This is a genomic window from Gordonia sp. SCSIO 19800 (assembly GCF_018132775.1).
Lineage (GTDB): Bacteria > Actinomycetota > Actinomycetes > Mycobacteriales > Mycobacteriaceae > Gordonia > Gordonia hongkongensis.
Window position 1 is genome coordinate 45,017 of record NZ_JAGRQM010000010.1, and the last position, 24,204, is coordinate 69,220.

At 66.7% G+C, this 24,204-nt stretch carries 23 protein-coding genes; 11 read left to right on the forward strand and 12 right to left on the reverse strand.

Annotated features, from left to right (window positions below; all coding sequences use genetic code 11):
• Positions 1 to 18 precede the first annotated feature (18 nt).
• On the reverse strand, positions 19 to 864 hold the full coding sequence (locus tag KB201_RS13455) for an ABC transporter permease (protein ID WP_058252273.1): 846 nt from the start codon (positions 862 to 864) through the stop codon (positions 19 to 21).
• Positions 864 to 1,898 carry an ATP-binding cassette domain-containing protein gene (locus tag KB201_RS13460; RefSeq protein WP_058252272.1) on the reverse strand — a complete coding sequence of 345 codons (1,035 nt, stop codon included), beginning with the start codon at positions 1,896 to 1,898 and terminating at the stop codon, positions 864 to 866. Before KB201_RS13460 ends, KB201_RS13455 begins: the two co-directional genes overlap by 1 nt.
• 281 nt (positions 1,899 to 2,179) lie before the next feature.
• On the opposite strand from KB201_RS13460, the gene KB201_RS13465 reads away from it, so the two are divergent.
• Genes KB201_RS13465 through KB201_RS13480 form a run of 4 tightly spaced genes read left to right on the forward strand, consistent with a single transcriptional unit; the run spans position 2,180 to position 5,230 of the window.
• Entirely contained in the window at positions 2,180 to 2,581 is a 402-nt protein-coding gene (locus KB201_RS13465; protein ID WP_137810905.1) for a molybdopterin-binding protein, read from the forward strand.
• On the forward strand, positions 2,578 to 3,333 hold the full coding sequence (modA, locus tag KB201_RS13470) for a molybdate ABC transporter substrate-binding protein (protein WP_058252270.1): 756 nt from the start codon (positions 2,578 to 2,580) through the stop codon (positions 3,331 to 3,333). The genes KB201_RS13465 and modA overlap by 4 nt, the downstream gene beginning before the upstream one ends.
• Positions 3,330 to 4,145 carry an ABC transporter permease gene (locus KB201_RS13475; protein ID WP_082652945.1) on the forward strand — a complete coding sequence of 272 codons (816 nt, stop codon included), beginning with the start codon at positions 3,330 to 3,332 and terminating at the stop codon, positions 4,143 to 4,145. Before modA ends, KB201_RS13475 begins: the two co-directional genes overlap by 4 nt.
• Positions 4,142 to 5,230, forward strand: coding sequence for a sulfate/molybdate ABC transporter ATP-binding protein (locus KB201_RS13480; protein ID WP_058252268.1), 1,089 nt, complete (start codon positions 4,142 to 4,144; stop codon positions 5,228 to 5,230). The genes KB201_RS13475 and KB201_RS13480 overlap by 4 nt, the downstream gene beginning before the upstream one ends.
• Positions 5,231 to 5,815: 585 nt before the next feature.
• Here KB201_RS13480 and KB201_RS13485 read toward each other — a convergent pair.
• The 6 genes from KB201_RS13485 to KB201_RS13510 all read right to left on the reverse strand — a co-directional run bounded on the left by KB201_RS13485 (position 5,816) and on the right by KB201_RS13510 (position 11,160).
• The gene (locus KB201_RS13485; RefSeq protein WP_211539455.1) at positions 5,816 to 6,346 is read right to left on the reverse strand and encodes an acetyltransferase; all 531 of its coding nucleotides are present in this window, start codon (positions 6,344 to 6,346) and stop codon (positions 5,816 to 5,818) included.
• A gap of 186 nt (positions 6,347 to 6,532) precedes the next feature.
• Positions 6,533 to 7,669 (reverse strand): hypothetical protein, encoded by a 1,137-nt coding sequence (locus KB201_RS13490; RefSeq protein WP_242697033.1) that lies wholly within the window; start codon positions 7,667 to 7,669, stop codon positions 6,533 to 6,535.
• Between the two features lie 48 nt (positions 7,670 to 7,717).
• Entirely contained in the window at positions 7,718 to 8,182 is a 465-nt protein-coding gene (locus KB201_RS13495) for a hypothetical protein (RefSeq protein ID WP_307848070.1), read from the reverse strand.
• A 105-nt stretch (positions 8,183 to 8,287) separates the two neighbouring features.
• Positions 8,288 to 9,211 (reverse strand): adenylate/guanylate cyclase domain-containing protein, encoded by a 924-nt coding sequence (locus KB201_RS13500; RefSeq protein ID WP_211539456.1) that lies wholly within the window; start codon positions 9,209 to 9,211, stop codon positions 8,288 to 8,290.
• A 65-nt stretch (positions 9,212 to 9,276) separates the two neighbouring features.
• Positions 9,277 to 9,894, reverse strand: coding sequence for a TetR/AcrR family transcriptional regulator (locus KB201_RS13505; protein WP_058252265.1), 618 nt, complete (start codon positions 9,892 to 9,894; stop codon positions 9,277 to 9,279).
• 93 nt (positions 9,895 to 9,987) lie between these two features.
• Entirely contained in the window at positions 9,988 to 11,160 is a 1,173-nt protein-coding gene (locus tag KB201_RS13510; RefSeq protein ID WP_078113304.1) for a TetR/AcrR family transcriptional regulator, read from the reverse strand.
• 129 nt (positions 11,161 to 11,289) lie between these two features.
• Between KB201_RS13510 and KB201_RS13515 the strand changes: the two genes are divergently transcribed.
• Both KB201_RS13515 and KB201_RS13520 read left to right on the forward strand, forming a co-directional pair.
• On the forward strand, positions 11,290 to 12,501 hold the full coding sequence (locus KB201_RS13515; RefSeq protein ID WP_058252264.1) for an acetyl-CoA C-acetyltransferase: 1,212 nt from the start codon (positions 11,290 to 11,292) through the stop codon (positions 12,499 to 12,501).
• A 112-nt stretch (positions 12,502 to 12,613) separates the two neighbouring features.
• Positions 12,614 to 14,815 carry a 3-hydroxyacyl-CoA dehydrogenase NAD-binding domain-containing protein gene (locus tag KB201_RS13520; protein WP_211539457.1) on the forward strand — a complete coding sequence of 734 codons (2,202 nt, stop codon included), beginning with the start codon at positions 12,614 to 12,616 and terminating at the stop codon, positions 14,813 to 14,815.
• 150 nt (positions 14,816 to 14,965) lie between these two features.
• On the opposite strand, the gene KB201_RS13525 is transcribed toward KB201_RS13520, so the two are convergent.
• The 3 genes from KB201_RS13525 to KB201_RS13535 form a co-directional block, all read right to left on the reverse strand.
• Positions 14,966 to 15,640, reverse strand: a complete 675-nt coding sequence (locus KB201_RS13525) for a slipin family protein (protein ID WP_211539458.1) — start codon at positions 15,638 to 15,640, stop codon at positions 14,966 to 14,968.
• A gap of 744 nt (positions 15,641 to 16,384) precedes the next feature.
• A complete protein-coding gene (locus KB201_RS13530) occupies positions 16,385 to 17,242 on the reverse strand; it encodes an alpha/beta fold hydrolase (protein WP_211539459.1) in 858 nt (285 codons plus the stop codon).
• Positions 17,243 to 17,264: 22 nt separating this feature from the next.
• The gene (locus KB201_RS13535; protein ID WP_211539460.1) at positions 17,265 to 17,597 is read right to left on the reverse strand and encodes a helix-turn-helix transcriptional regulator; all 333 of its coding nucleotides are present in this window, start codon (positions 17,595 to 17,597) and stop codon (positions 17,265 to 17,267) included.
• Between the two features lie 95 nt (positions 17,598 to 17,692).
• Here KB201_RS13535 and KB201_RS13540 point away from each other — a divergent pair, with 95 nt between their 5' ends.
• Genes KB201_RS13540 through KB201_RS13560 form a run of 5 tightly spaced genes read left to right on the forward strand, consistent with a single transcriptional unit; the run spans position 17,693 to position 22,700 of the window.
• On the forward strand, positions 17,693 to 19,324 hold the full coding sequence (locus tag KB201_RS13540) for an ABC transporter substrate-binding protein (protein WP_211539461.1): 1,632 nt from the start codon (positions 17,693 to 17,695) through the stop codon (positions 19,322 to 19,324).
• A 34-nt stretch (positions 19,325 to 19,358) separates the two neighbouring features.
• Entirely contained in the window at positions 19,359 to 20,465 is a 1,107-nt protein-coding gene (locus KB201_RS13545) for an ABC transporter permease (RefSeq protein ID WP_078113266.1), read from the forward strand.
• Positions 20,462 to 21,328 (forward strand): ABC transporter permease, encoded by an 867-nt coding sequence (locus KB201_RS13550; RefSeq protein ID WP_211539462.1) that lies wholly within the window; start codon positions 20,462 to 20,464, stop codon positions 21,326 to 21,328. Before KB201_RS13545 ends, KB201_RS13550 begins: the two co-directional genes overlap by 4 nt.
• Positions 21,325 to 22,086 (forward strand): ATP-binding cassette domain-containing protein, encoded by a 762-nt coding sequence (locus KB201_RS13555; RefSeq protein ID WP_211539463.1) that lies wholly within the window; start codon positions 21,325 to 21,327, stop codon positions 22,084 to 22,086. The genes KB201_RS13550 and KB201_RS13555 overlap by 4 nt, the downstream gene beginning before the upstream one ends.
• Positions 22,083 to 22,700: an ABC transporter ATP-binding protein gene (locus tag KB201_RS13560; RefSeq protein WP_211539464.1), complete on the forward strand. Its 618-nt coding sequence runs from the start codon at positions 22,083 to 22,085 to the stop codon at positions 22,698 to 22,700. Before KB201_RS13555 ends, KB201_RS13560 begins: the two co-directional genes overlap by 4 nt.
• Before the next feature lie 150 nt (positions 22,701 to 22,850).
• On the opposite strand, the gene KB201_RS13565 is transcribed toward KB201_RS13560, so the two are convergent.
• Positions 22,851 to 23,807, reverse strand: a complete 957-nt coding sequence (locus KB201_RS13565; protein ID WP_058252256.1) for a R2-like ligand-binding oxidase — start codon at positions 23,805 to 23,807, stop codon at positions 22,851 to 22,853.
• Positions 23,808 to 24,204: the final 397 nt, after the last annotated feature.

Sequence of the window (24,204 nt, forward strand, 5' to 3'; positions counted from 1 at the left end):
CCTCGGTCGGGTGGTGGTCTAATCCGAGGTTCGCTTGTTGTAGGCGCGCAGCGCGAACGGCGCGAAGATGAGCGTCAGCGCGACCGTCCAGATCAGGGTGGCGAGGACCGGATATTGCAGCGGGAGAGCCGCATCCGGACCGAATGCCGGGCCGTTACCCCACAGCACACGCAATGCCTGGACCAGTGACGACATCGGGTTCCATTCGGCGATCGTCCGGAGCCAGGTGGGCATCGGCTCGGTCGGGACGAACGCGTTCGACAGGAACGTGATCGGGAACAGGACCGAGAACATGAAGCCGTTGACGGCCTCGACCGTCCGCAGCCACGAACCGATGAGGATGCCGAACCAGATCATCGCGAAGCCGAAGAGCAGGAGCAGCGCGAATGCGAGGACCGCCTCACCGAACGAGCCCCGGATCCGCCAGCCGATGGCCAGGCCGGTCACGGCCATGACGACGATGCCGATCGAACTGTGGAGCAGGCTGGCGATACTGCGTCCGATCAACACCGACGACCGTTGGATGGGCAGTGACCGGAACCGGTCGATGATGCCCTTCTCAAGGTCGGCGGTGATGCCCGTGGACACGATGAACGCGGTGAACACGATCGTCTGACCCATGATGCCCGGGAGCAGGAACTCCTTGTACGACGCCGAGTCGGTCTGGATCGACGCGCCGAACACGTACGCGAACAGCAGCACGAACATGATCGGCTGAATGGTCACGTCGGAGAGCATCTCCGGCATCCGTTTGGTGTGGATCATGTTGCGCTTCACCATGATCCACGCCTGTTGCCAGATCGTGGTGGGGTGGATCCGCGGCTTGTCCGCGACCACAGCGTGGGTCTGTGCCGTGGTGGTCATCAGGAACGCTCCTCGTCGGTGGTGTTGTCGGTGTCGTCGGTGTTGCTCGACTCCTCGGCGCGGTGGCCGGTGAGGGAGAGGAAGACGTCGTCGAGGCTCGGCCGGGAGAGTCCGAAGTCGTCGACGGAGATGCCACTCTCGTCGAACCAGGCGGCGACGCGGGGCAGGTCGCCCAGGCCGGCTGCGGCTGTCGTGAGCCGGCGGGCCGCCACGTCGACGAACACCTCCGCCCCGTTCTTGCGCAACAGCGACTCGGCGGTCGTCAGGTCGTCGGCGTGCGAGACGGTCAGCACCAGGCTGGCCGAACCGGCCTGCTCCTTGAGCTGCAGTGACGTGCCGTGCGCGATGATGGTGCCCTTGTCGATGACGACGATGTCGTCGGCGAGTTGGTCGGCCTCCTCCAGATACTGCGTGGTGAGCAGCAACGTGGTTCCGTCGGCGACCAGATCGCGCAGGACGTCCCAGAGTTCGGAACGGCTGCGCGGGTCGAGGCCGGTGGTCGGCTCGTCGAGGAAGAGCACCGGTGGCGTGGCCAGCAGGCTGACCGCGAGGTCGAGTCGGCGGCGCATTCCGCCGGAATAGGACTTGACCTGTTTGTCACCGGCCTCTGAGAGGGAGAACTGCTCGAGGAGTTCCTCCGATCGACGCGCGAGGGTCTTGCGTCCGATGCCGTACAGACCGCCGATCATGCGGAGGTTCTCGCGGCCGGTCAGGATCTCGTCGACCGTGGCCGCCTGGCCGGTGAGGCCCATGTTCTGGCGGACCATCCCGGGCTGTTCCCGGACGTCGTAGCCGGCGATGCGGGCTGTCCCGCTCGTGGGCGGCGACAGGGTGGTCATCATTCGGACAGTGGTGGTCTTGCCGGCGCCGTTGGGGCCCAGCAGGCCGAGCACGGAACCCCGCGGCACGGTGAAACTGACGCCGTCGACCGCCGTGAAATCGCCGAAGCGTTTTACGAGGTCGATGGCCTCGATGGCGACATCGGCCGTCGCGACTTCTCCCGGCGCGGTGGTGGGAACTGTGACTGAGCTCATGTTTCTCCACGGTATAGAGGGGGTGTGACAGCCGCGACCGAATTACGTGGCGCGCGGGTGACGTCAGGGAACAATTCAGGGCATGTTCGGGGTGTGGCGATCTCGTACTCGAAGTCAGACCGTCTGCCCGCACCGAATTCATCGGTTGCGGGGCTGCGAATCCGACGGTCGGACCGAAACCGAGCGTAAGACTTCAAGTTGAGTTGAAGTCAACCTTTTTGAGATCCGTGCCTGCGGATGCCGGAGACCGATATCTCCGCATATGCGGATAAGATGTCGTCGTGACCGCTATTCGGATCAAAGACGCAGCCACTCTGCTCGGCGTCAGTGACGACACGGTTCGACGGTGGGTGGCCACCGGCGTCTTGGAACAGTCCGATGGCGGACCGGTCGCCACCGTTGATGGCGCACGGCTCGCCGCGCTGGCCCGCGAGCGCGCGGTGGCACCGGACGACGGGGCATCGGTCGGACGCTCGGCGCGTAATCGGTTCACCGGTCTCGTCACCGATGTCCGCACGGACGCGGTGATGGCTCAGGTGACCCTGCAATGCGGTCCGTTCGAGGTGACGTCGTTGATGAGTGCGGACGCAGTTCACGAACTCGATCTACGGCCCGGCGTCGTGGCCACGGCCGTCGTCAAGGCGACGACGGTGATCGTCGAGACCAACAGGGAGGCCAGATGAGGAGGTCCATCGTCGCGGTCGCCGCGGCCGGACTGCTGATCGTGGCAGGGTCCTCGTCCGGTGGCTCAGATGCCGGCGGGTCTGCGGCCTCGACCCTCGACATCTCGGCGGCGGCGTCGCTGAAGACGACGTTCACGGCGATCGCCGATGAGTTCGAGGCACAGCACGACGGCGTCACGGTACGACTCTCGTTCGACGGATCGTCGACGCTGGCCAACCAGATCCAGCAGGGGGCGCCGGCCGATGTGTTCGCGAGCGCCGACGAGAAGAACATGCGCAAGCTGGGTGATCTCGCCGTCGACCCGGCGGTCTTCGCCACCAACACACTCGTGATCGTCACGGCGCCGGGCAATCCCCGCGGGATCCGGTCATTCTCCGATCTGAACAAGCCTGACGTCACGACGGTCATCTGCCAGTCGGCTCAACCGTGCGGCGCCGCGACCGAGACCGTCGAGCGCAACACCGGTGTCACCATCGACGCCGCCTCGGAGGAACAGTCGGTGAGCGCGGTGCTGACCAAGGTGACGACCGGCCAAGCGGATGCGGGCGTGGTGTATGTGACCGACGCGCGCGGAGCCGGCGACAGGGTGGCCACCGTGACCGATCCGGCATTCGCCGCCGTGGTCAACTCCTATCCGATCGCGGCGCTCGCCGGCGCCGGGGATGGCGAACTCGCCACGCAGTTCGTCGACCTCGTCCTGGGCGCGGACGGTCAGCGCTTCCTGCGCGACGCCGGGTTCGGGGCGCCTTGAGCACGGTCCTTCGTTCCCGACGGGACCCGGCGGGGTTGCCCGGTTGGACGTACGGCTTGGCACTGATCGGCGTCGTGTTGATCGTGCTACCTCCGCTGGCGCTGCTCTTCCGTTCGCCGTGGGGCACCTTCGTCGACCAGATCTCGTCGCCCTCGTCGCTCGACGCGCTGCGGTTGTCACTGATCACCGCCGCGTGCAGCACCGCCATCTGCCTGATGGTCGGGGTGCCGATGGCACTGGTGTTCGCGCGATACGACGGTCCGGTGATCCGGGTGCTCCGCGCACTCGTGTTGTTGCCCTTGGTCTTACCGCCCGTGGTCGGTGGTCTTGCCCTGCTGTACACCTTCGGCCGGCTCGGGGTCGTCGGTGAACATCTGCATGCGGCCGGCATCGACATCGCTTTCACGACAACGGCGGTGGTACTGGCGCAGAGTTTCGTCGCACTGCCCTTCCTCGTGATCAGCGTCGAGGGCGCGGTGCGCGTCGTCGGGACGCGATACGAGGAGGTCGCCGCGACCCTGGGTGCGGGGCCGACTCGGACGCTCTGGCGGGTCACGCTCCCGTTGGTCCTGCCGTCTCTGTTCGCGGGTCTCGTGCTCGCGTTCGCGCGGGCGCTGGGCGAGTTCGGTGCGACGATCACGTTCGCCGGCAACGCGCCCGGGGTGACCCAGACCGCGCCACTTGCGATCTATGTGTCGGCCATCGACGACCCACAGGCCGCGATCCCGTTGTCGCTCATCCTGGTTGTCGTATCCCTGATCGTGGTCGTCGGAGTGCACAGCCGCCGTTCGCGCGTCGGGGGTGGTTTGTGACCGGCGCGGATCTGGAGGTGATCATCGACCTCGAGGTGCCCGCGTTGCGGGTCGAGCACCGGTTCGCCGCGGGCGCGACCACCGCGGTCGTCGGGCCCAACGGCGCCGGCAAGTCGACGATGCTGCGCGCGATCGCCGGACTGGTGCGCGGCGACGATCGGTCCCGGATAGTGCTCGGCGACAGGGTGTTCTGTGACGCGACGACCTTCGTGCCGCCCAGCCGGCGCGGAATCGCATTACTGTCACAGGACGCGCGGCTGTTCCCACATCTGACGGTCGCCGACAACGTGGCGTTCGCGCCCTCGGCGCAGCGTCTCTCGAGGTCGGAGATCAGGGCACGAGTGGAACGCTGGCTGACGGCAACGGAGGTCACCGACCTCGCCGACCGTAAACCGCACCAGCTCTCCGGCGGCCAGTCGCAGCGGGTTGCTATCGCCCGAGCGCTGGCGGCGCAGCCCCGAATCCTGCTGCTGGATGAACCGTTTCGGGCCCTGGACGTCGACGTCGCGAGCCGATTGCGGGCGCTGTTGCGCACACTTCTCGCCGATCGGGACCGCACGACGATCATGGTCACCCACGACTCGGTGGACGCTCTCGGGTTGGCCGACGACATCCTGGTCCTCGAGGACGGTCGCGTCGTCGAATCCGGTCCGACGCGTGCGGTTCTGGCACGACCCACCAGTCGTTTCGCGGCGTCGCTGTCCGGGCTCAACCTGTTCGTGGGACGCATGGACGCGGGCGACGCCGTCGTCGACGCCTCCGGCAATCGGGTCGTCGGCGGTGTCGAGGTCGATGGACCCTCACCGGGGGCCGGGGCAGCGGCCACGTTCTCGCCGCGCGCCGTCGCCGTCTATCTCGAAGCGCCGCATGGCAGTCCGCGTACGACGCTGGCCGCGACCGTCCGTGACGTCGCGCCCCGGGGTGACCACGCCGTGATGACCGCCGAGGTGGGCGAGCAGATCGTCGCCGCCGAGGTGACCTGGGCGGCGGTCGCTGACCTCGGACTCGTCACCGGACTGGCGGTCTACCTGGTGGTCAAGGCGAGTGAGGTGCGGATCAGCGGCGTAGGGCCCGGTTCGCTCTGACCGGCGAACCTCAACTCGACCGATGGACTTCGATCGAAGTCTTTCGGTCGAGTTGAGGTCTGGGGGTTGGGCTTGGGTCAGGGCTCGTCCCTTCAACCGGCTATCGTGTGGCCGCAGAACAGGCCGGCGAAGAATGCGATGCCAGACGGAAGGCAGATCGCAGTGTTGACGAGGTAGCTGGTCGTGTCCGACACCGACCGTGAGAAGCGTGCTGAGAACGCTTCCGCCGGCAGGTGACCTTCGGCGTGCCTATGCCGTCCGACATACTGACGACTCATCGATCGGACTGTCCGTCCATCAGGGTTCCGGGCGAGGGACGTTGGCTTCTGACGTCGTGATTCGATTCCATACTGCTCCCTGCGACTTGACGATGCGCGCCGCGTCATCGTCGCGCCGAACACAAACTGCGACACAGGGCTCGACCGCCGGACTGCGATCGAAGTCGAAGAGTCGGCGTGAGGTTCACCGGTAGCTCTCGGCGCCGTGGTCAGGACGTGCTGGTGAAGTAGGCCAGGACCAATCCAAGTATGAAACAGAGGATCGGGTAGGTGACGAACATCGAGAACCTCCCACTGAAGTAGGTCCTCAGTTCCCGCCACTTGTTGTTGTCGTCGTCCGCAGCCAACGGTCCTCCATCTCGGTGATCTCGCTGATTACCCGGTCCCAATCGGCGATCGGGACGGTACCCGTGAACAGGGACAGCATCGAGTTCCCCTCCGATCCGCGATAGGCCAACTGTGATCGGCGAAGGCGCAACTCGCGACCTTCGGCTGTGTAGTTTCCGTCGTCCACACATAGATAGCCGTCTCGGTGCGTACTGTGGCTCAGCACTGTAGCGTTTTGCAGCGCCGCTATGTCCAGCGTGGTATCGAGTGTGTCCAGTCGGAGTACGTCAATGGGGCCCAGGTCGAGATATTGGACCACTACGTTCGAGACGAACTCTGGAACCGGACTCTCCGAACGTAGGAGGACTCGACTTGCGCTAGCTTCGTGAGCGGTCTCGGTGTCCATGTCATACCAGGCCGGTGCCGGCAAGAAGTCCAGCGTCGGCGTCGAAGCGCGGAGCGTCGCCGTGCTGCCGAGATTCACGATCGCGTACTCGATTGCAGCGATCACGTGCTTGCTCTTGTCACGACAGAGCTCCTCCGGTGAGCAGACCGAGAACAAATGCGAGGGATGCCGGCAGGCATACCAGCACGTTCTGGAGGCGGGAAGTGACATACGCGGTGTAGTAGTTGGTTGGAAGCCGCCTGGATCGATGACGAGGTCGCCCGACCCTGACCGCCTTTCTGCTGGCCATCATCAGTCGAAAATCCCTTTCACCCACTTGCCGGTTTTGGAACCGAGATTACTGCCGATCGCAGCGCCGATCCCTGCTCCAACTGCTGTGCCAATCGGACCAGCGAACGATCCTATAGCTGCCCCCGCGGCCATGCCGCCGAGCACGCCGCCGCCCACCGCACCAACGCCCGAGGCGACCGCGTCTCCGCCATCCTGTTCACCGCGTTCGTATTTGCTCCATTCGTCGAACGCCGTGACCACCACGCCTCCGACCAAGGAACCGCGATAGAGATTGGTGCCGATCTTGTTGAGACGAGAGAGGTCATCCGGGGTCAATCCCGCGCGTCCCGCTGAATGGCGTCCGCCGGGGCGATCGGTGTCGTAGGCGTAGCGGATATCCTGGCCGCGTTGTTCGAGGGCGCCAAGTGCGGTGGTGACTGCGGGCCCCGCAAGCGAGCTTCCTGCAGGGAGCCCCAACGCGTTCTTGAGGTACTCCAGTCTTGAAGGATCGACGTCTGTGGGCTGCCCGGTTTTCAACTTTTCCAATTGCTCCGGGGTCAGGTTCATTGCGCGAAGGAAGCGCCCCCGCTGCTCCAGAGTTGCCGTGCCATTGCGCACGGCGGCGGCGTCACTGGCCGCGAGACTCGCATCGACGATCCCGCGGTTGACCGCGTTCGCAGCGGGTGTCATGCCGCCGAGTTCACCGAGTGCGGAATTGATCGCGTCTCGGGTCGCGGTGACCGCGTTATCGGCCGCGGTGCCGAGACCGATCAGCGCGGCGTGGTGTTCGTAGGCTCGTCCCGCGTCGTACTCGGCACCCTCGGGTGCGCGACCGGCGTCGAAGTTGACTGTGTACTCGCGGCTTCCGCGGTCGAGGACGTAGCCGTCGGAGTCGGCAAGGCTGGTTCGGGTCTCGAGAGCCTTCATCGCGTCGCGGATGTTGCTCTGTCCGTTCGTGAGTACGGAAGCCAGATCACCGAACTCGTCGGCAACACCGCGAATCCATCGTGTGATCCCCTCCGCGCGATCGTCGGCGGGCCCACGCGCGACCCCCGTCCACTGTGCGCGGGTCAGGTTGATGACGGGATCTCCGGCCTTTGGTGCCTCGACCTCCAGATGTGCCTGCAGTCGAGTGATCCCATTCGCGATCGACGTCATGACCTCGGGGTTCCAGGACATGACGTCGTCATAGCTGGGCGGCACGACCTATTGGACCGACAGCAGAACGCTGAGCGGGACCACGTGGTCGGTCTGCTGTCCTTGCCGTGCGGGATACGCCGTGGCGTCCTTGATCGTGCTCGCACTCGCCTGATCGGTCTCGACGGTGGTGTCTTTGGCACCGAGCACCAGTTCGGAGAACGAGGAAACCGTGCCGGACACATTGGCCAGCGCGGATGCGATCCGTTCGTCCGCACCCGCCGCCACCGCGGACATATCGCTCGAAGCCCCGCGGAACTGTCCGGCCAACTGGCTGAAGGTAGCCGTCGTACCGTCCAGTCCGGCATGCGAGGTGAGTTCCAACGCCATCAGACGAGACGCGCATCTCGAGATCTCCGTCGCTGACGCCCCGACAGCCGCTGGATCGACGATCAAGTCAGACAAAATTCCCCCTTTGACTTCGCGAACCACCATAAATGTTCGACGGAGACGATAGTCGGGCAGGGCGCACACAGCTCGCCACCATCCACAGCCATGAGTCGCTCTGACCGGCGAACCTCAACTCGACCGATGGACTTCGATCGAAGTCCATCGGTCGAAATGAGGTTCGCCAGTGGGTCAGTCGCTCAGCGGACCGTTGTGGTGTGCTTCGAGGACACGGGCCTTGAGGTGTTTGTACCCCCGAACGCGCAGTGTCGGTATCGATTTGAGGTAGAAGCGGTCATCACCGCCGAGCTGATCGGCGATCGCGTCGTCGATGAGTGTGGTTCCGGGACGGGCGGATCCGGCGAGGCGTGAGGCGATGTTCACCGGCTCGCCGAAGACGTCTCCGAGCCGGGCGAGGACGGAGCCGCGCGCCATGCCGACACGCAACGGCGGAAGACTGTCGTCCGTGGAGAGCTGATGGATCTCGAGCGCGGCACTCGCGGCGGCGGGTGCGTCGTCGAAGGTGAACATCACCGCGTCGCCGAGCGTCTTGATAACGCGACCACCATGATCCACGACCACGTCGAAGGTGTCGTCCTCGAACGAACCGAGCAGGGACTCCAGGTCATTCAGATCGATACGCCGGGAAAGGCTTGTATAGCCGACGATGTCGGCGAATCCGACGATCAGGTCGATCTCCTCGTCGTCGGAGTGATCGGTGTGACGCTCGATCGCCTGCGCCATGTGCCGACGCCAGATGAGTTGCTGGATCTGGCCGAGCGCGAGACTCATCTGGTCGAAGTCCCACGGCACCGCGGGGTCGTCGACGATGTCACGCAGCAGGTCGGCCTCCCACTCCGCGAGTCGGGACATCGTCTGTCCGATGGCCCGGGCCATCGCGATCTGGCTGGTCTCCGGCATCGCCGCCGAAGAGGATGCGAACATCCGGAGCGCGGCGAGGTCGCGATCGGAGAAAACCTTGTCCGAGGCCGGTTGACGCACGAAACCGAATGCATTCCAAGCCTTCTCGGCGAAATCGGCGGACAGTCCGAGTTCGGCGACCAGTTCGTCGCGAGTGTAGCGGGGGCGGTCCCGCGCTTCCGAGGCGTCGTTCATCCGATCCGAGTCCCATCTCCGGCGTCGGCTCAGCATAGCGGGCAGACCGGTCCGGCAGGGTCGGTCTAACGCGCGGAGAGCATCCGCATCGTCGCGTCCGATACCGTGCGGATCACGTCGTTGAGAGACAACGGGCCACCCGGGCGGTACCAGCGCCACACACTCCCCAGGACGCCCAGTACGAGACGCGCCTGGAGCATGGCGTCCCCGTCGACGAAATCGCCGGCGTCCATTCCACGCTTGATCAGGTGTGCCCAGTTGCTCTCGATCTCGGCGACCAGTTCGCGCGACCGGACGCGTTCGGCCTCTTCTCCGTCCGACCGGCGAGGAGTACCCAGGATGACAATCTGGTTCTGGACTATTCGTCGCTGCAGCACGTCGACGGTTTCCCCGCGCAGCGATGACGCAACTGCTGAGCCGAAGGCTTCAACCGGGTCAGGAATACCGGCGGTCCCTGCTCGGAATCGCTCGATCGAATCGGCGAGCTGGATGCGCATGATGGTCAGAAGACAGTGTGCCTTCGACTCGAAATAGTGGTAGAGCGCGGTCTGTCCGATGCCGACCTCGTCGGCGATCGATGCCCACTTCGTGTGTTCGTAACCGACTGTGCCGAAGTGTTCTGTCGCGACGGTCAAAATCTGCGCGCGCTTGGATCCGGAACCGTCATCCACAGCTACCGACATCGTGCCCCCTCTCTCGTGCCGGACGTTACAACGTGGACAGCGTCGGTTCATCTGAGCCGCGGCACGAATCAGCGCACTCCGCGTCGGCGCGGATCAGAGCGCGAGCACGCCCTTCATGAGGTACGCCATCCGCGCGGCGAACTGCGGACTCTTCGAGCCACGTCGCATGCGCACGGCGTCGTTGACGATCGAGAGCGCCGCGTGCACGGCGACCGCGCCTTGATCGCGCTTGATCTCCGGATCGACTTGCATGAGCAGATCCACCCAGCGCGCCACATAACGTCGCTGCACGTCGACGAGATCGGTGGCGCTCGCTTGTCCGGCGAGCGCGGGGGAGTTGTTGAAGCTCACCGACAGATCCGGGGTGCTGGTGATCACGTCGACATACGAATCGACGAGCGAGGCAAGCAATTTCGCGGGGTCCGAGGTGGCGCCGTAGGCCGCCATCACCCCCGCCTCCAGGCGCGCGCCGCTACGCTGTCCGATGGCGACGAGGATGGCCAGCTTCGACGGGAAATGTTTGTAGACACTGGGACCCGCGATGCCGACGGCGCCGCCGATCTCGTCGACGCCGACATCGGTGTAGCCGCGGTCGGCGAACAACTCGGCTGCGGCGTCGAGGATCTCGTCACGCCGCGAACCGGGCACGGAGGTGACCGTCGGCGACGTCGCGAACGGCGGTGCCGCAGCGGGGCTCAGGGCGAGAATTCGGCGGATGAGCTTCTCGATCTCGTCACGTGCACGCGCCCCGGACATGCGGGTGTGGTGCACGGTGAGGCTGCCGCTGACGCTCAATACCGCCCACGCCAACTGGACGGCCTCACGGTCGGTCAGATCCGTGCGCCGGGCGGCGAGCGCCGACGCCCAGTGGCCGATCACCTCGCGGGTGCGGACTGCCACCAGTTTGTTCTGTTCGGTGGTGAGGTAGTTGCTGGTCCATCGCCACAGCGATGCCGCTTGGGGACGCTGGACGGCCAGGTCGCAGACCGTCGAGATCAGCGAGTTCGCGTCGACGCCGTCGGCGAGCGCCCGGTCGGTGCAGGACTCGAGATCGTCGACGCCGGCCAGGACCGCCGCGGCCAGCAGCGACTGCTTGTCGTCGAAATGCCGGTACACCGACGGCGCGGTGACCCCCGCCGAGCGCGCGATGTCGGCCAGCGAGACCTGCGCATACCCACGCTGGAGGAAGAGCGCGGCCGCGGAGTCGACGAGCTGTCGTTTGCGGTCGGCGCCCCTGGTGCGGGTGGCGGGTTTGCGGTCAGGCATGGTGAACAGACCATAGCGCACATTCGACAGAACGCCAGACCTCTTGACCACCGGGTATAGCCAAACTAGTTATTCCGCGTTAGCCTCGGTGGGTAACCAACCAGTGGTTCGTGTGAAAGGAACACTTTCGTGCCTGATCAAGCATTCATCTACGAGGCGATCCGTACGCCTCGTGGCAAGCAGCGCGGCGGTTCGCTGCACAGCGTGAAGCCGGTCGACCTGGTCTCCGGTCTCATCAACGAGGTCCTGTCGCGTCACGGCGGCCTCGATCCGGCCGACGTCAACGACGTCATCCTCGGTGTCGTCTCCCCGGTCGGCGAGCAGGGCGCGGTCATCTCGCGCACCGCCGCCCTCAACAGCGGTCTCCCCGAGACCGTCCCGGGAACCCAGATCAACCGCTTCTGCGCCTCGGGTCTGGAGGCCGTCAACCTGGCCTCGGCCAAGGTCGCCTCCGGCTTCGACGACCTGGTTCTCGCCGGTGGCGTCGAGTCGATGTCGCGCGTCCCGATGGGCAGCGACGGCGGTGCGCTGTTCACCGACCCGGCCACCGCATACGACCACTACATCGTCCCGCAGGGTATCGGTGCCGACCTGATCGCCACCATCGAGGGCTTCTCGCGCGAGGATGTCGACGCCTACGCGGCCGAGTCGCAGGCTCGTGCCGAAAAGGCATGGAACAGCGGCTACTTCACCAAGTCCGTGGTTCCGGTCAAGGACATCAACGGCGTCACCGTCCTCGATCACGACGAGCACCGTCGTCCCGGCAGCACCGTCGAGAGCCTCGGCAAGCTGAAGGCCGCCTTCGCCGCCCTGGCCGACATGGCCGGCTTCGACGACGTGGCACTGCAGAAGTACCCGAGCGTCGAGAAGATCAACCACGTCCACACCGGCGGCAACAGCTCCGGCATCGTCGACGGTTCGGGCCTCGTGCTCGTCGGCAGCGAGGAGGCGGGCAAGCGCAACGGCCTGACCCCGCGCGCCCGCGTCGTGTCCTTCGCCGAGATCGGCAGCGAGCCCACCATCATGCTCACCGGCCCGACTCCGGCCACCGAGCTGGCTCTGAAGAAGGCCGGCCTGACGGTTGACGATATCGACGTGTTCGAGCTGAACGAGGCCTTCGCCTCGGTCGTCATGAAGTGGATGAAGGATCTGAAGATCCCGCACGAGAAGGTCAACGTGAACGGTGGCGCGATCGCCATGGGGCACCCGCTCGGTGCAACCGGCGCGATGATCTACGGCACCTGCCTCGACGAGCTCGAGCGCACCGGCGGCCGCTACGGCCTGATCACCCTCTGCATCGGTGGCGGCATGGGCGTCGCGACCGTCATCGAGCGTCTCTGACCCTTCGAGGCTCGCTTCGCTCGCTCCTCAGGGGGCGGCGGGGCGCGTCGCTTCGCTCGCTCCTCAGGGGGCAGCGATGACCACTTCACGAGAAAGAACTCTGCGAATCACCATGAGTGACAACATGATCAACTGGGAGAAGGACGCCGATGGCGTCGTCATCCTGACCATGGACGACCCCAACCAGGGCGCCAACACGATGAACGCGCTGTACCAGGAGTCGATGGCCGCGACCGTCGATCGCCTGGAGGCCGAGAAGGACGACATCACCGGTGTCGTCCTCACCTCCGCGAAGAAGACCTTCTTCGCCGGCGGCGACCTCAAGGACATGACGAGCGATCGCAGCGGTGTCTCCAAGGAGGAGATCGCCACGCAGATCACCGAGACCACCAACGCCATGAAGAAGGTGCTGCGTCGTCTCGAGACCCTGGGCAAGCCGGTCGTCGCGGCCATCAACGGTGCCGCACTCGGCGGCGGCCTGGAGATCGCGCTGCACACCCACTACCGCATCGCCGCAGACGTCAAGGGTGTTCAGATCGGCCTGCCCGAGGCGACTCTCGGCCTGCTGCCCGGCGGCGGTGGCGTCGTGCGTACCGTCCGTCTGCTCGGTATCCAGAACGCCCTCATGGGTGTCCTGCTCCAGGGCCAGCGCTTCAACCCGACCAAGGCCAAGGAGACCGGCCTTGTCAACGAGGTCGTCGGCTCCATCGAGGAACTGATCCCCGCCGCGAAGGCATGGATCAAGGAGAACCCCGAGGCTCAGCAGCCGTTCGACGTCAAGGGTTACAAGATCCCGGGCGGTGCCCCCACCAACCCGGCGTTCGCCGCCAACCTCCCGGCGCTGCCGGCCCTGCTGCGCAAGCAGATCAAGGGCGCCAACATGCCGGCTCCGCGTGCCATCCTGGCCGCCGCGGTCGAGGGCGCCTACGTCGACGTCGACACCGCCGACATCATCGAGACCCGCTACTTCGTCTCGCTGGTCACCGGCCAGGTCGCGCAGAACATGATCAAGGCGTTCTTCTTCGACCTGCAGCACATCAACGGCGGCGGCTCGCGCCCCGAGGGTTACGACAAGTTCACCGCCAAGAAGGTCGGCGTCATCGGCGCCGGAATGATGGGCGCGGCAATCGCTTACGTGTCGGCGAAGGCCGGCATCGAGGTCGTCCTCAAGGACATCGACCTCGACGCCGCCAAGCGTGGCAAGGGCTACTCGGAGAAGCTCGAGGAGAAGGCTCTCGCCAAGGGCAAGACCACCCAGGAGAAGAGCGACGCGCTGCTCGCCCGTATCCACCCGACCGTCGATGCCGCCGACTTCAAGGGCGTCGACCTCGTCATCGAGGCCGCCTTCGAGTCGGTCGAGGTCAAGCACAAGGTGTTCCAGGAGATCGAGGACATCGTCGAGCCCGACGCCGTCCTGGGTTCCAACACCTCGACGCTGCCGATCACCATCCTCGCCGAGGGTGTGAAGCGTTCCGAGGACTTCATCGGAATCCACTTCTTCTCGCCGGTCGACAAGATGCCGCTGGTCGAGATCATCAAGGGTGAGAAGACCTCGGATGCCGTGCTGGCCAAGGTCATCGACTACACGCTGGCGATCCGAAAGACCCCGATCGTCGTCAACGACAGCCGTGGCTTCTTCACCAGCCGCGTCATCGGCACCTTCGTCAACGAGGCCATCGCGGCCGTCGGCGAGGGCGTCGAGCCGGCGTTCATCGAGCATGCGGGCACCCAGGCCGGTTACCCGGCCGCGCCGCTGCAGCTCATGGACGAGCTGACCCTGACCCTGCCGCAGAAGATCCGCAAGGAGACCGAGGCAGCGGCCAAGGCCGAGGGCAAGGAACTTCCGCAGCACGGCTCGAACGCGGTCGTCGACTGGATGGTCGAGAACGGCCGCACCGCCAAGAAGGACGGCAAGGGCTTCTACGACTACGACGAGAACGGCAAGCGCACCCAGCTCTGGCCGGGTCTGCGTGAGCACTTCAAGTCGGGCACCACGGAGATCCCGCTCGAGGACATGAAGGAGCGCATGCTCTTCGCCGAGTCCCTCGAGACCGTCAAGTGCTTCGACGAAGGTGTGCTCACCTCGGTCGAGGACGCCAACATCGGTTCGATCTTCGGCATCGGCTTTCCGGCCTGGACCGGTGGTGTCATCCAGTACATCAACGGTTACGAGGGTGGCGTGCCCGGCTTCGTCGCGCGTGCCAAGGAACTCGCGGGCAAGTACGGCAAGCACTTCGAGCCGCCGGCCTCGCTGGTCGAGAAGGCCGAGCAGGGTGTCATCAAGCTGACCAACGAAAACCTCGCTGCGAAGTAGGGATTTCGCTGGGTGACCAGCAGACAACAAGGGCCCCGGCCGGATTCGTTCCGGCCGGGGCCTTGTTGTGCCAAAACCGTTCCCGCGTGGCCATTTCCATCCCGCTGATCTGATCCGATCAGCGGGACGGAAACGGGACCGCGGGAAGGCTCAGTCCTCGGTCGCCACCTCGGCACCGCCGACGCTGAGGACGACGCGGGCGCCATACGGCACCGACTCGACGAGGCGCAGCTGGGCCAGTGCCGGGTGGGCATCGAGCAACCGGCCCGCGTTGGCCAGCGCGCGCAGCGCGGCGGTCTCCGCGCGTGCCGCCTCGAGCTTGGCCTGACCGCGGGTCTTCGCCGTGATCACCTCGAGGGCCGCGGTGCGGACCTCGGCCGGGACGATGACGTCGCGAATGACGACCTCGAGAACCTCCAGACCGACGGTGCCGGCTACCTCGGCAGCCGCGGCGCGGATCGGCGCGACGTCGACGGTGTCGCCGCGACGGATGAGGTCGTCCGAACCCACGCCGGCGCAGACCTCGCGCAGCGCGACCTGCGCGGCCAGGTAGACCGCGCCGATCGGGTCGGCAGACCGCTCGACGAAGGCAACCGCGTCGATCACGCAGGCACGCAACGTCATCGAGACACGGACCGACATGGAGTCGGCGGTCAGTATCTCCTGCGGCGCGACGGGGATCAGTCGCTCGCGCAGGTCGACGTCGAACGTGGCGTCAGGCTTGCGCACACGATGGCGGCCGGCGGGCAGCGCCTGGACGGCGGTACCCCGGTAGGCCAGCACGGTGTGGCCCGGCGGGACGGTGATTCGGTTGTGGAACAGCATGGCGATCCTCCTTCCGTTGCGTCGCAATGCTTGTCGGGTCGGGTGTGGGTTCGGATGGCGACACCGCTCGCGGGTGGACCAGCCGGTGGGGTTCGCCGCGGAGTCGCGGACGGCTCGGACGACGACCACAAGACCGGCCCGGCCCGTGCTCCCGGGAGCGGTGCCGTGTCAGGACTCGAACCTGCTCGGGATGTATCCCTTGCCATCTGAAGGCGGACGAGGATTCCGACGCGCAGAAACACTTTGCGGTACCCCGCTCCGGTCTGCTGGTCCTCGTGCCGAACGGGAACTATGCCAGCGTCGTGCGCTGGGGCGCAACGGAATAACGGCGAGTGCGGGGGTGACCCTTCGTGATGCGCCCTCCGCAAGCTCCAGGCGCTCCTCAGCTCAGGGAGCGGAGGGATCGCGGGCCCGACCGCTTACTCGGGGCGCATCCTCGGCGTCGGCCCCTGGGTGGGTCGTCACGCGCCCGGATGCAACGGAATGTCGGCCGTCACGAATCCCGATGGAACCGATGGGCGCCGAGGCACGTCCAACTGTTCGTGATCCCGATACCCACCGATCGTTCCGGCCTGATCCTGCGCGAGCACGCCGTGCGTGCCGGATTCTCCGAAGCCGACCTCGACGAGGCGGTGAGCTGCGATCACCTGGTATGTCTTGGTCCCGGCGTCTTCGCCCTCGCTGTCGGGTATGTTGTGGTCGCGGGGGTGACGACGCCCGGCGGCGCGACTCGACCACAAGCGGTCATCGGGCGAGGAAGGCTCCCACCGTCGCCTCGAACGCAGCCTTGGCCTCGATCATCACCCAGTGCCCGCACCTCGGGAAGATGTGCAGCTCGGCGTCGGGGATCAGGCGCATCGGGACCATCGCCATGTCGGGTGGGCTGACACGGTCGTCGCGGCCCCAGGTCAGCAGCGTCGGGCAGGCGACCTTGTGCATAGACGCCCAGTACGGCGGGTTGTCGGACGCGGCCATGAACTGCTGCTGCATCTCGAATGCGGCCGAGCCGTACATCATCTGCGCCGTCTTCTGCGCGTCGGGATTGATGGCGGCCTCCCAGCGCTCGGCGATCAGTTCCTCGGTGACCAGGGCGCGGTCGAAGACCATCGAGGTGAGCCAGCGGACGAGCTTGTCCTTGTCCGGGGCGTCGGTGAACTCCTGCAGGAGTCGGAGGCCCTCACTGGGGCTGGGGCTGAACACATTCGGGCCGACGCCGCCGATGGTCACGAGCTTCTCGACGCGCTCGGGCTTCTTGATCGCCAGGTTGACGCCGACGACGCCGCCCATCGAGTTGCCGATCATCGCGGCCTTGTCGATGCCGAGCGCGTCCATGAACCGGATGACCGAACCGCCGGCGGTCAGCACCGGGTGGCCTTCGACGGCGTCGCTGACGCCGAAGCCGGGGAACTCGAGAACGAAACAATGGTGCGTCTGTGCGAAGTGTCCGAGGTTCCCGCGGTAGTTGCGCCAGCCGGTCACGCCGGGGCCGGACCCGTGCAACAGGATCAACGGCGGCGCGTCGGCGTCACCGGCCTCGTGATAGCGCAGCGTGCCCTGGTCGGTCGTCAGTTCCCGTTTGGTCGCATCGAAGGTGACATCCACGTCGACCAGACTAGAACGTGTTCTAATCCGTTGTCACCGGGTGGGCGTGATCCGGCCGATCCGCTGAGGTCAGATGCCCGACCCCGATGATGTCGTGCAGGATGCGGTGCACGATCGCGTCGCCGACGACCTCGTAGTGGACCGCCCGTCCGGATTTCTCCGAGCGGACCCACCCCTGGTCGCGCAGCTTGCGGATCGACTGCGACGCGGCGTTCTCGGTGACGCCAATGCGGGAGGCCAGTTCGGCGACCGTAGAACCCGGGCGCGCGTGCATCTCGGCGACGAGACGGAGCCGGTTCGGGTCGCTGAGCAGCATGAACCGCGCGGCCCAGGAATTTGCGTCGAAATCGGTCATCGGGCCTCCTGATGGTTCCGGCGACATAGCAATAGTTGTACGCCGATCGTTCACCGCCCTGTCGGGTGGCGGCAAACGTGTGTCTGGGAGAACATATGTCTGTGCACACAGGTGTTGGAAGAACGACGTCCACGATCCGCGGGATCGCCATCGCAGGCGCGGCCGCGCTGATCGCGACCGCCGCGCTCGCCGGCTGTTCCTCGTCGGATGGGACAACGGCGACAGATCAGATCGTCCTCGGCGAAGGTCAGGACCTCGGCGACTTCAACCCCATGCTCGGGTATGGACAACTCGGCGTCTCGCCGATCTACGACGGTTTGCTGAGCCCGGCGGCCGACGGTGACGACCGGGTGCCCGATCTCGTGGCATCGCTCGCCGAGTCGGAGCCCGAACGAGTCGGGCCGCGCACCTGGCGGGTACCGCTGCGATCGGGTGTGACGTTCTCCGACGGCACCGCGTTCGACTCCGCCGACGTCGTGGCGACGTACGGCGCGGTCGTCGATCCGCAGGTCGCGTCCGACATCTCGACCGATTTCGCCCCGATCGTCGCGATCGAAGCAGATGGGCCGCAGGCCGTCACGGTGCGGATGAACACCGAGGCCGACCCGTCGCCGTATCTGCTCCTCGGGATCGTGCCCTCGGAGAAGGTGGAAGCGAAGCCTGCCGCCGAGTGGGCGCTGAACACGGCACCGGTCGGTACGGGCGCCTACGTACTGGACTCGCTCGAACCCGATCAGGCCGTCCTTGTGGCGCGTGAGGGCTACTGGGGTGAGCAGCCGTCGGTGACACGCCTGGTGTATTCCCATGTGCCCGATGACAACACACGGGCACAGCGCATCACCACCGGCGAGATCGACGGCGCCAATCTGCCACCCCGAGCGGCCGAGAGCCTGGCCGGCCGCGACGGTATCGACGTCGTCGCGGTGAAATCCGCTGACTGGCGCGGTGTCTCGTTGCCCAGCGCCAACGCGTTCACCGCCGACCCCGCCGCACGACGGGCGATGAACCTGGGTGTGGACCGGCGCGCCGTCGTCGACGACGTCCTGATCGGCAAAGGAGAAGCGGCCAGCACGCCGATCGCGTCGGTCTACGGTGAGGAGGTCTACGACCAGGGCGCGCAGTTCCCGTTCGACACCGACGCGGCTGCGGCGGCCCTCGATGCCGCGGGATGGCGCATCGGCGACGACGGCGTCCGCGCTCGAGGCGCCGATCGTGCGTCGTTCCCGCTGCTCTACAACGCCGAGGACACGCTGCGGCGCGACCTCGCGGTGGCGTTCGCGGCGCAGATGAAGGCCATCGGGGTCGAAGTCCTGACCCGGGGAACGTCGTGGGACGAGATCGAGACGAAGATGACCTCCGCCGGTGTGTTGCTCGGTGGCGGGGCGACGCCGTACAGCATCGACTCCCAGGTGTACGACACCCTGCACACCCGCGTGCCCGATTCCTCGCCGTACTCCAACCCGGGCAACTTCACCGCGCCTGGACTCGACGCGCTGCTCGACGAGGCACGCGAGAGTGCGCCCGGCCCCGAGAACGATGCCCGGTACAAGCGGATCCAGCAGATCTACGAGCAGCAGCCGTCGTATGTCTTCCTGGCCTTCCTGCACCACACGTACGCATCGCGAAGCGCGGGCTGGCAGCATGACGCCCCGATTCTCGAACCGCACTCGCACGGCGTCTCGTGGGGGCCGTGGTGGAACATGCCGTCGTGGCGTCAGCAGGGGTGACCCCGTCGGGTGGGCCCCGCCCGAGCGGAACCTCATGACACGGTCAGGCACACGGGATGCGGCGCTGCTGGGAACGGGTGTGACCGCAGCGGCCGGAGCCCGACGCCCGGATGTGGCGAAGACACCCGGGAAACCGCTGGGCGAGAGGCCATCGCGTCGCCGCTCGCGGGTGCGGGCTGTCGGCCGGCTGCTGGCGCGTCGTGTCGCGCTGATGGTTCCCACCGCAATCCTGGTGTCGCTGGGCATCTTCGCCATCGCCGCGGCGTCGCCCTTCGACCCCCTGACCGCCCATCTCGGTGACAACTACCAGTCCGCTACCCAGTCTCAGCGCGACGCGGTCACGGCCGCCTACGACCTCGACCAGCACTGGCTGCAGGCGTGGTGGAACTGGTGGGGCGCACTGCTGCACGGCGATCTGGGCTGGTCGTCGACACGAGGTCAACCTGTCGCCGACGTCATCGCCGAGCGCTGGCCGTTCACGCTCGGGATGTCACTCGCGGCGCTCGTGTCGGCGGCGGTGATCGCTGTCCTGGGCGGGGCTGTCATCGGGATGCGCCGGGGCGGAATCCTCGATCGCGCGTGCACGGCAACGGCCGCACTCCTCGCCGCGACCCCGCCGTTCGTGGTGTCGCTCGTCCTGGTCAGCGTGTTCGCGGTCGGTCTGGGGTGGTTGCCCACCTCGGGTGCCCGTCGTCCCGGCGACGACTATTCGCTCGACGGCCTGCTGACCCACGCGGTCCTGCCGTACGTCGCGCTGACGTTGTCGATGATCCCGTGGTTGCTGCTCACCATGAGATCCGCGGTCGTCGACGCCGCGGCATCCGACGCCGTGAACGGCGCTCGCGCGCGCGGTGTCAGTGGCTGGGCACTGCTGCGAGGCCACGTTGTCCCGGTGTCGGTGCTGCCGACGCTGGCACTCCTCGGCACTCGCCTGCCGGAACTGATCGCCGGGGCGGCCATCGTCGAAACGGTCTTCGGCTGGCCGGGTCTGGCGCAGTCACTCGTGGATTCCGCTGTCGCGCTCGACTTCTCGCTACTCGCCGCGCTGGCGGTGGGATCAGCTCTGCTCGTACTGCTCGGCTCCGCACTCTCCGATGCGGCCGCGGTGTGGGTGGACCCACGGATCGGCATGGTCGCATGACGGCACTGGCGGCGCATCAGCCTTCCACATCGAGCCGCCGCGCCGAGTTCGCGTTCCGACTACGGTTCCTCGCCCCCTGGATCGTGATCGCGATGATGGTCCTCGTCGCAGTCGGCTGGCCGCTGATCGCCGGTGAACAGACCGCCGATTTCGCGAGGTCCCTCCAGGCTCCCGGTGGCGAGTCGCTGCTCGGCACCGACCACTCGGGGTACGACCTCGGGGTCAGAACAGCGGAGGGGCTGCGCATCTCGTTGCTGATCGCAGCTGCCTGCGCGGTTCTCGCGACTGCGCTCGGACTGATGATCGGCATCGGTTCGGTCACCGCGGGCGGTTGGGTCGACGCGATCGTGATGCGGGTCGTCGACGGCGTCAACGCACTTCCGCACCTCGTGGTGGGCGTGGTCATCGCGGCGATGTGGCGGGGTGAGCCGGTCGCGATCATCGCCTCCATCGCGTTGACGCATTGGCCTGCGGTGGCTCGCGTCGTGCGGGCCGAACTGCTCGAGGTCACCTCTGCCGGATGGGTGGAGGCGTCGCGGCTTGCCGGGGCGACGCGGACATTCGTGGCCACCCGGCACCTCCTCCCGGCCGTCAGCGGTCAGGTGCTGGTGGCGATGACCGTGCTGCTGCCGCACGCGGTGTGGCATGAGACGACCCTGTCGTTCCTGGGCGTCGGCCTCTCACCCGATGCCGCGAGTCTGGGCACCCTTCTCGGACAGGCACGCGGCGACGTCCTGACCGGTGCGTGGTGGACGCTGGTGGTGCCAGGAGTCGCACTGATGGTCACCGCGCTGGCGTGCGCGGCCGCGGCGTCGACTCTGCGCAGGGCCACCCTGCCGCCGGCCGGCGGGGTGTGGCGATGAGTATCGCGGTCGAGAACATCACCGTCGACATCGCCATCCGTGACCGCTGGCGCCGGTCGTTGGTGCGGGTCCTCGACGCGGTGACCCTCGAGGTACCCGCCGGATCGATGACCGCGCTCGTGGGCGAGTCCGGTTGCGGAAAATCGATGATCGCCTCCGTGCTGACCGGACTCCTGCCTCCCGGGTCGACCGCGAGCGGAAGTCTGCGGATCGACGACGAGCAGTTCCGCGACGACGCGCTGGTCGACGACCCGCGCTGGCGCAGGTTGCGTGGGCACCGCATCGGGTTCGTCCCGCAGTCCGCCGCGACATCCTTCACTCCGGTGCGCACGATCGGCGCCCAGCTCCACGAGGTCATCGCACACCTGGGTGGCACGTCCGACGCCGTCGAGTTGTGCCACCGCGTACACCTCGACCCCGACGCACTCCGGTCGTGTCCCCACGAACTGTCCGGCGGTATGGCGCAGCGCGCCGCGATCGCCGCGGCGCTGGCCGGGAACCCCGACATGATCGTCGCGGACGAGCCGACCTCGGCGCTCGACTCGGAGCTCGCCGCCTCCGTCTGGGAACTCCTCGCCTCCGCCGCTCGGGAAGGCGCTGCGGTCCTGGTCATCACACACGACGTCGAGACGATGCGGCTCGGGTGCGATTCGGTGGCCGTCATGCGTGCGGGGCGGATTGTCGAGCAGCGCCGGCTCGATCAGATCGCGGACTCCGACGACGCCTATGTCGCCGGATTCTTCGAGGCTGCGTCGTGAACACCGGCGAGCTCCTCGTCGGTACGGGGTTGAGCGCTCACTTCGATGACACGGTCGTGTTCGACGGCCTCGACGTCGCCGTCGGACCCGGGGCGGTGACCGGGGTCGTCGGACGATCGGGGAGCGGCAAGACGACGCTGCTGCGCATCCTCGCGGGTCTCACCGCCCCCGCGGGCGGGACGGTCGAGTGGCGCGGGGACCGCCGGCGGCCCGGGGATGTCGGTCTGCTGGCCCAGCATCCGCGCCTGGTCACCAATCCGCGCTGGACACTGCGCCGGATCGTCGCCGAACCCGCGACAATTGCCGGACGTACCTGCGACACCGAGTCGGTGGCAACCCGGGTCGGTCTCGACAGTTCGCTGCTCGACCGTTACCCCGCGCAGGTGAGCGACGGCCAGTTGCAGCGGGCATGCATCGGGCGGCTCGTGGTGCAGGGGCCGCGGATCGTGCTGTGCGACGAACCGACCGCGATGCTGGACCCCATGGCGACGCGCTCGGTGACGGCGCTGCTCGACGACCTCGTCGCCGACGGGGCAGGGCTGCTGCTGGTGAGCCACGACCGACGGCTCGTGGAATCCCGCAGCCGGGACGTCATCGACCTTGATCTGCGCTGACGGTCCGGCCGGCGTGCGGGTCGCCTTGTGGCTTCGACTCGGCGCCTCGACCTCGACGCGCTCCTTCGTCGCTTGCTCGGCCCGGCGGCTGCGCTCGGTGCCGGCTCAACCAGCGGTGGGGGGCTCGACCAGCGGTGGGCGGAGGGACTGTCACATCTGCAGGCGGATGGCGTCGTCCTCGCCGAACTGGTCTTCGAGGACCTCGGGGGAGTAGTCGAGGTCGATCTCGGTGACCGGGCGGCCCCGGGCGGACTCGATGGCCGACAGCCGGCGCTGGGCGCGGTCGGCGGCATAGGCCAGGAACTCGTCGTTGTCGAGGCCGAAGGGTTGGACCTCGAACTGCTGGTTGACCCACTCGATCATGCCCAGGGCGAGCGGCAGCAGCTCGTTCATGCGTTCGCCGACGGCGTCCCAGAGCGAGTCATCGGCGGCCACGTGCCGGCGGCACGTGAAGGTTCCCCACGCCATGTGCCGGCGCTCGTCGTCGCCGATGAACCGGATCAGCTTCTGCATCCCGGGGAAGATCCCGTGCTGGGTGCAGACCTTCTGCCACGCGTGGTAACCGGTGAGTGCCAGGCTGCCCTCGATCACGTGGTTGTAGGTGACGCTGGCGCGGATCTGGTTCCGTGGCGACGGGTCGTGGTCGAGGATGTGCAGGGACGCCGGCAGCTCCTCGTAGAACAGCTGGTGGTAGTACGGATTCGCGCTGACGAAGTTCTGGAGGTCGCCGGTGAGGCCGACGGCGTCCATCCATCGCCGGAACACCTGGGTGTGCTTGGCCTCCTCGAAGCAGAACTGGGACAGGTACATCTCGTCACCGAAGCGTCCCTCGGTCGCCATCGCCTTCATGAACGGCTGGATGTCCTGGGTGACCGCCTCCTCGCCGGCGATGAACTGACTCACCAGATAGGTGGCACTCCGCCGCTGCTCGTCGGTGAGCTCGGCCCAGTCCTGAGCGTCCTGCGCGAAGTCGATGGCGACCGGGTCCCAGAACCGGGCATTGCCTTTCACGAAGAGCCGCAACGGAAACGAGTCCCAGTTGAGACCGCCTTGTCGCAATGACGAGAAGTCCTGCCGGCCCTCCGCTTTGTGTTCGATGAGAGTCATGAGATCACCAGCCAGACACTTCGGAAGTGGAATACCCCGACGCTAACCCGTTCCTCGATCCGCAGACATGAGATCGGCCAACTCTGTTGTCGCCGAGGTACTTTGCGGTGTGATGCCGACCGTCCGGCGCCGTCGTCGCTTCGGACCCGTCGTCGACGGTGCGCCTCGTTCGTCGACTGTGCGTCTTTCGCCGTCGACTGTGCAGCGGTTCCCGGCCGCCGGGACAGCGGTCGCGCCCGCCACGAAATCCTCGGCTGGAACGTCACCCCCAATCCTGTGCCATGGATTGCGTGAAACGCCTGCGAAGGTGTCATCGGTGGACCACCATGTGATCTACGTCGCATAAGCAGACGGCGATATCTGACGCCCCGATTCGGGGTAGCACGAGCGAGGAGCA

Coding starts and splice junctions, on each gene's coding strand:
- KB201_RS13455 (WP_058252273.1), bottom strand. CDS start 864: ATGACCACCACGGCACAGACCCACGCTGTGGTCGCGGACAAGCCGCGG.
- KB201_RS13460 (WP_058252272.1), bottom strand. CDS start 1,898: ATGAGCTCAGTCACAGTTCCCACCACCGCGCCGGGAGAAGTCGCGACG.
- modA (WP_058252270.1), top strand. CDS start 2,578: ATGAGGAGGTCCATCGTCGCGGTCGCCGCGGCCGGACTGCTGATCGTG.
- KB201_RS13490 (WP_242697033.1), bottom strand. CDS start 7,669: ATGACGTCGATCGCGAATGGGATCACTCGACTGCAGGCACATCTGGAG.
- KB201_RS13500 (WP_211539456.1), bottom strand. CDS start 9,211: ATGAACGACGCCTCGGAAGCGCGGGACCGCCCCCGCTACACTCGCGAC.
- KB201_RS13505 (WP_058252265.1), bottom strand. CDS start 9,894: ATGTCGGTAGCTGTGGATGACGGTTCCGGATCCAAGCGCGCGCAGATT.
- KB201_RS13510 (WP_078113304.1), bottom strand. CDS start 11,160: ATGCCTGACCGCAAACCCGCCACCCGCACCAGGGGCGCCGACCGCAAA.
- KB201_RS13520 (WP_211539457.1), top strand. CDS start 12,614: ATGAGTGACAACATGATCAACTGGGAGAAGGACGCCGATGGCGTCGTC.
- KB201_RS13525 (WP_211539458.1), bottom strand. CDS start 15,640: ATGCTGTTCCACAACCGAATCACCGTCCCGCCGGGCCACACCGTGCTG.
- KB201_RS13535 (WP_211539460.1), bottom strand. CDS start 17,597: ATGACCGATTTCGACGCAAATTCCTGGGCCGCGCGGTTCATGCTGCTC.
- KB201_RS13540 (WP_211539461.1), top strand. CDS start 17,693: ATGTCTGTGCACACAGGTGTTGGAAGAACGACGTCCACGATCCGCGGG.
- KB201_RS13545 (WP_078113266.1), top strand. CDS start 19,359: ATGACACGGTCAGGCACACGGGATGCGGCGCTGCTGGGAACGGGTGTG.
- KB201_RS13550 (WP_211539462.1), top strand. CDS start 20,462: ATGACGGCACTGGCGGCGCATCAGCCTTCCACATCGAGCCGCCGCGCC.
- KB201_RS13555 (WP_211539463.1), top strand. CDS start 21,325: ATGAGTATCGCGGTCGAGAACATCACCGTCGACATCGCCATCCGTGAC.
- KB201_RS13565 (WP_058252256.1), bottom strand. CDS start 23,807: ATGACTCTCATCGAACACAAAGCGGAGGGCCGGCAGGACTTCTCGTCA.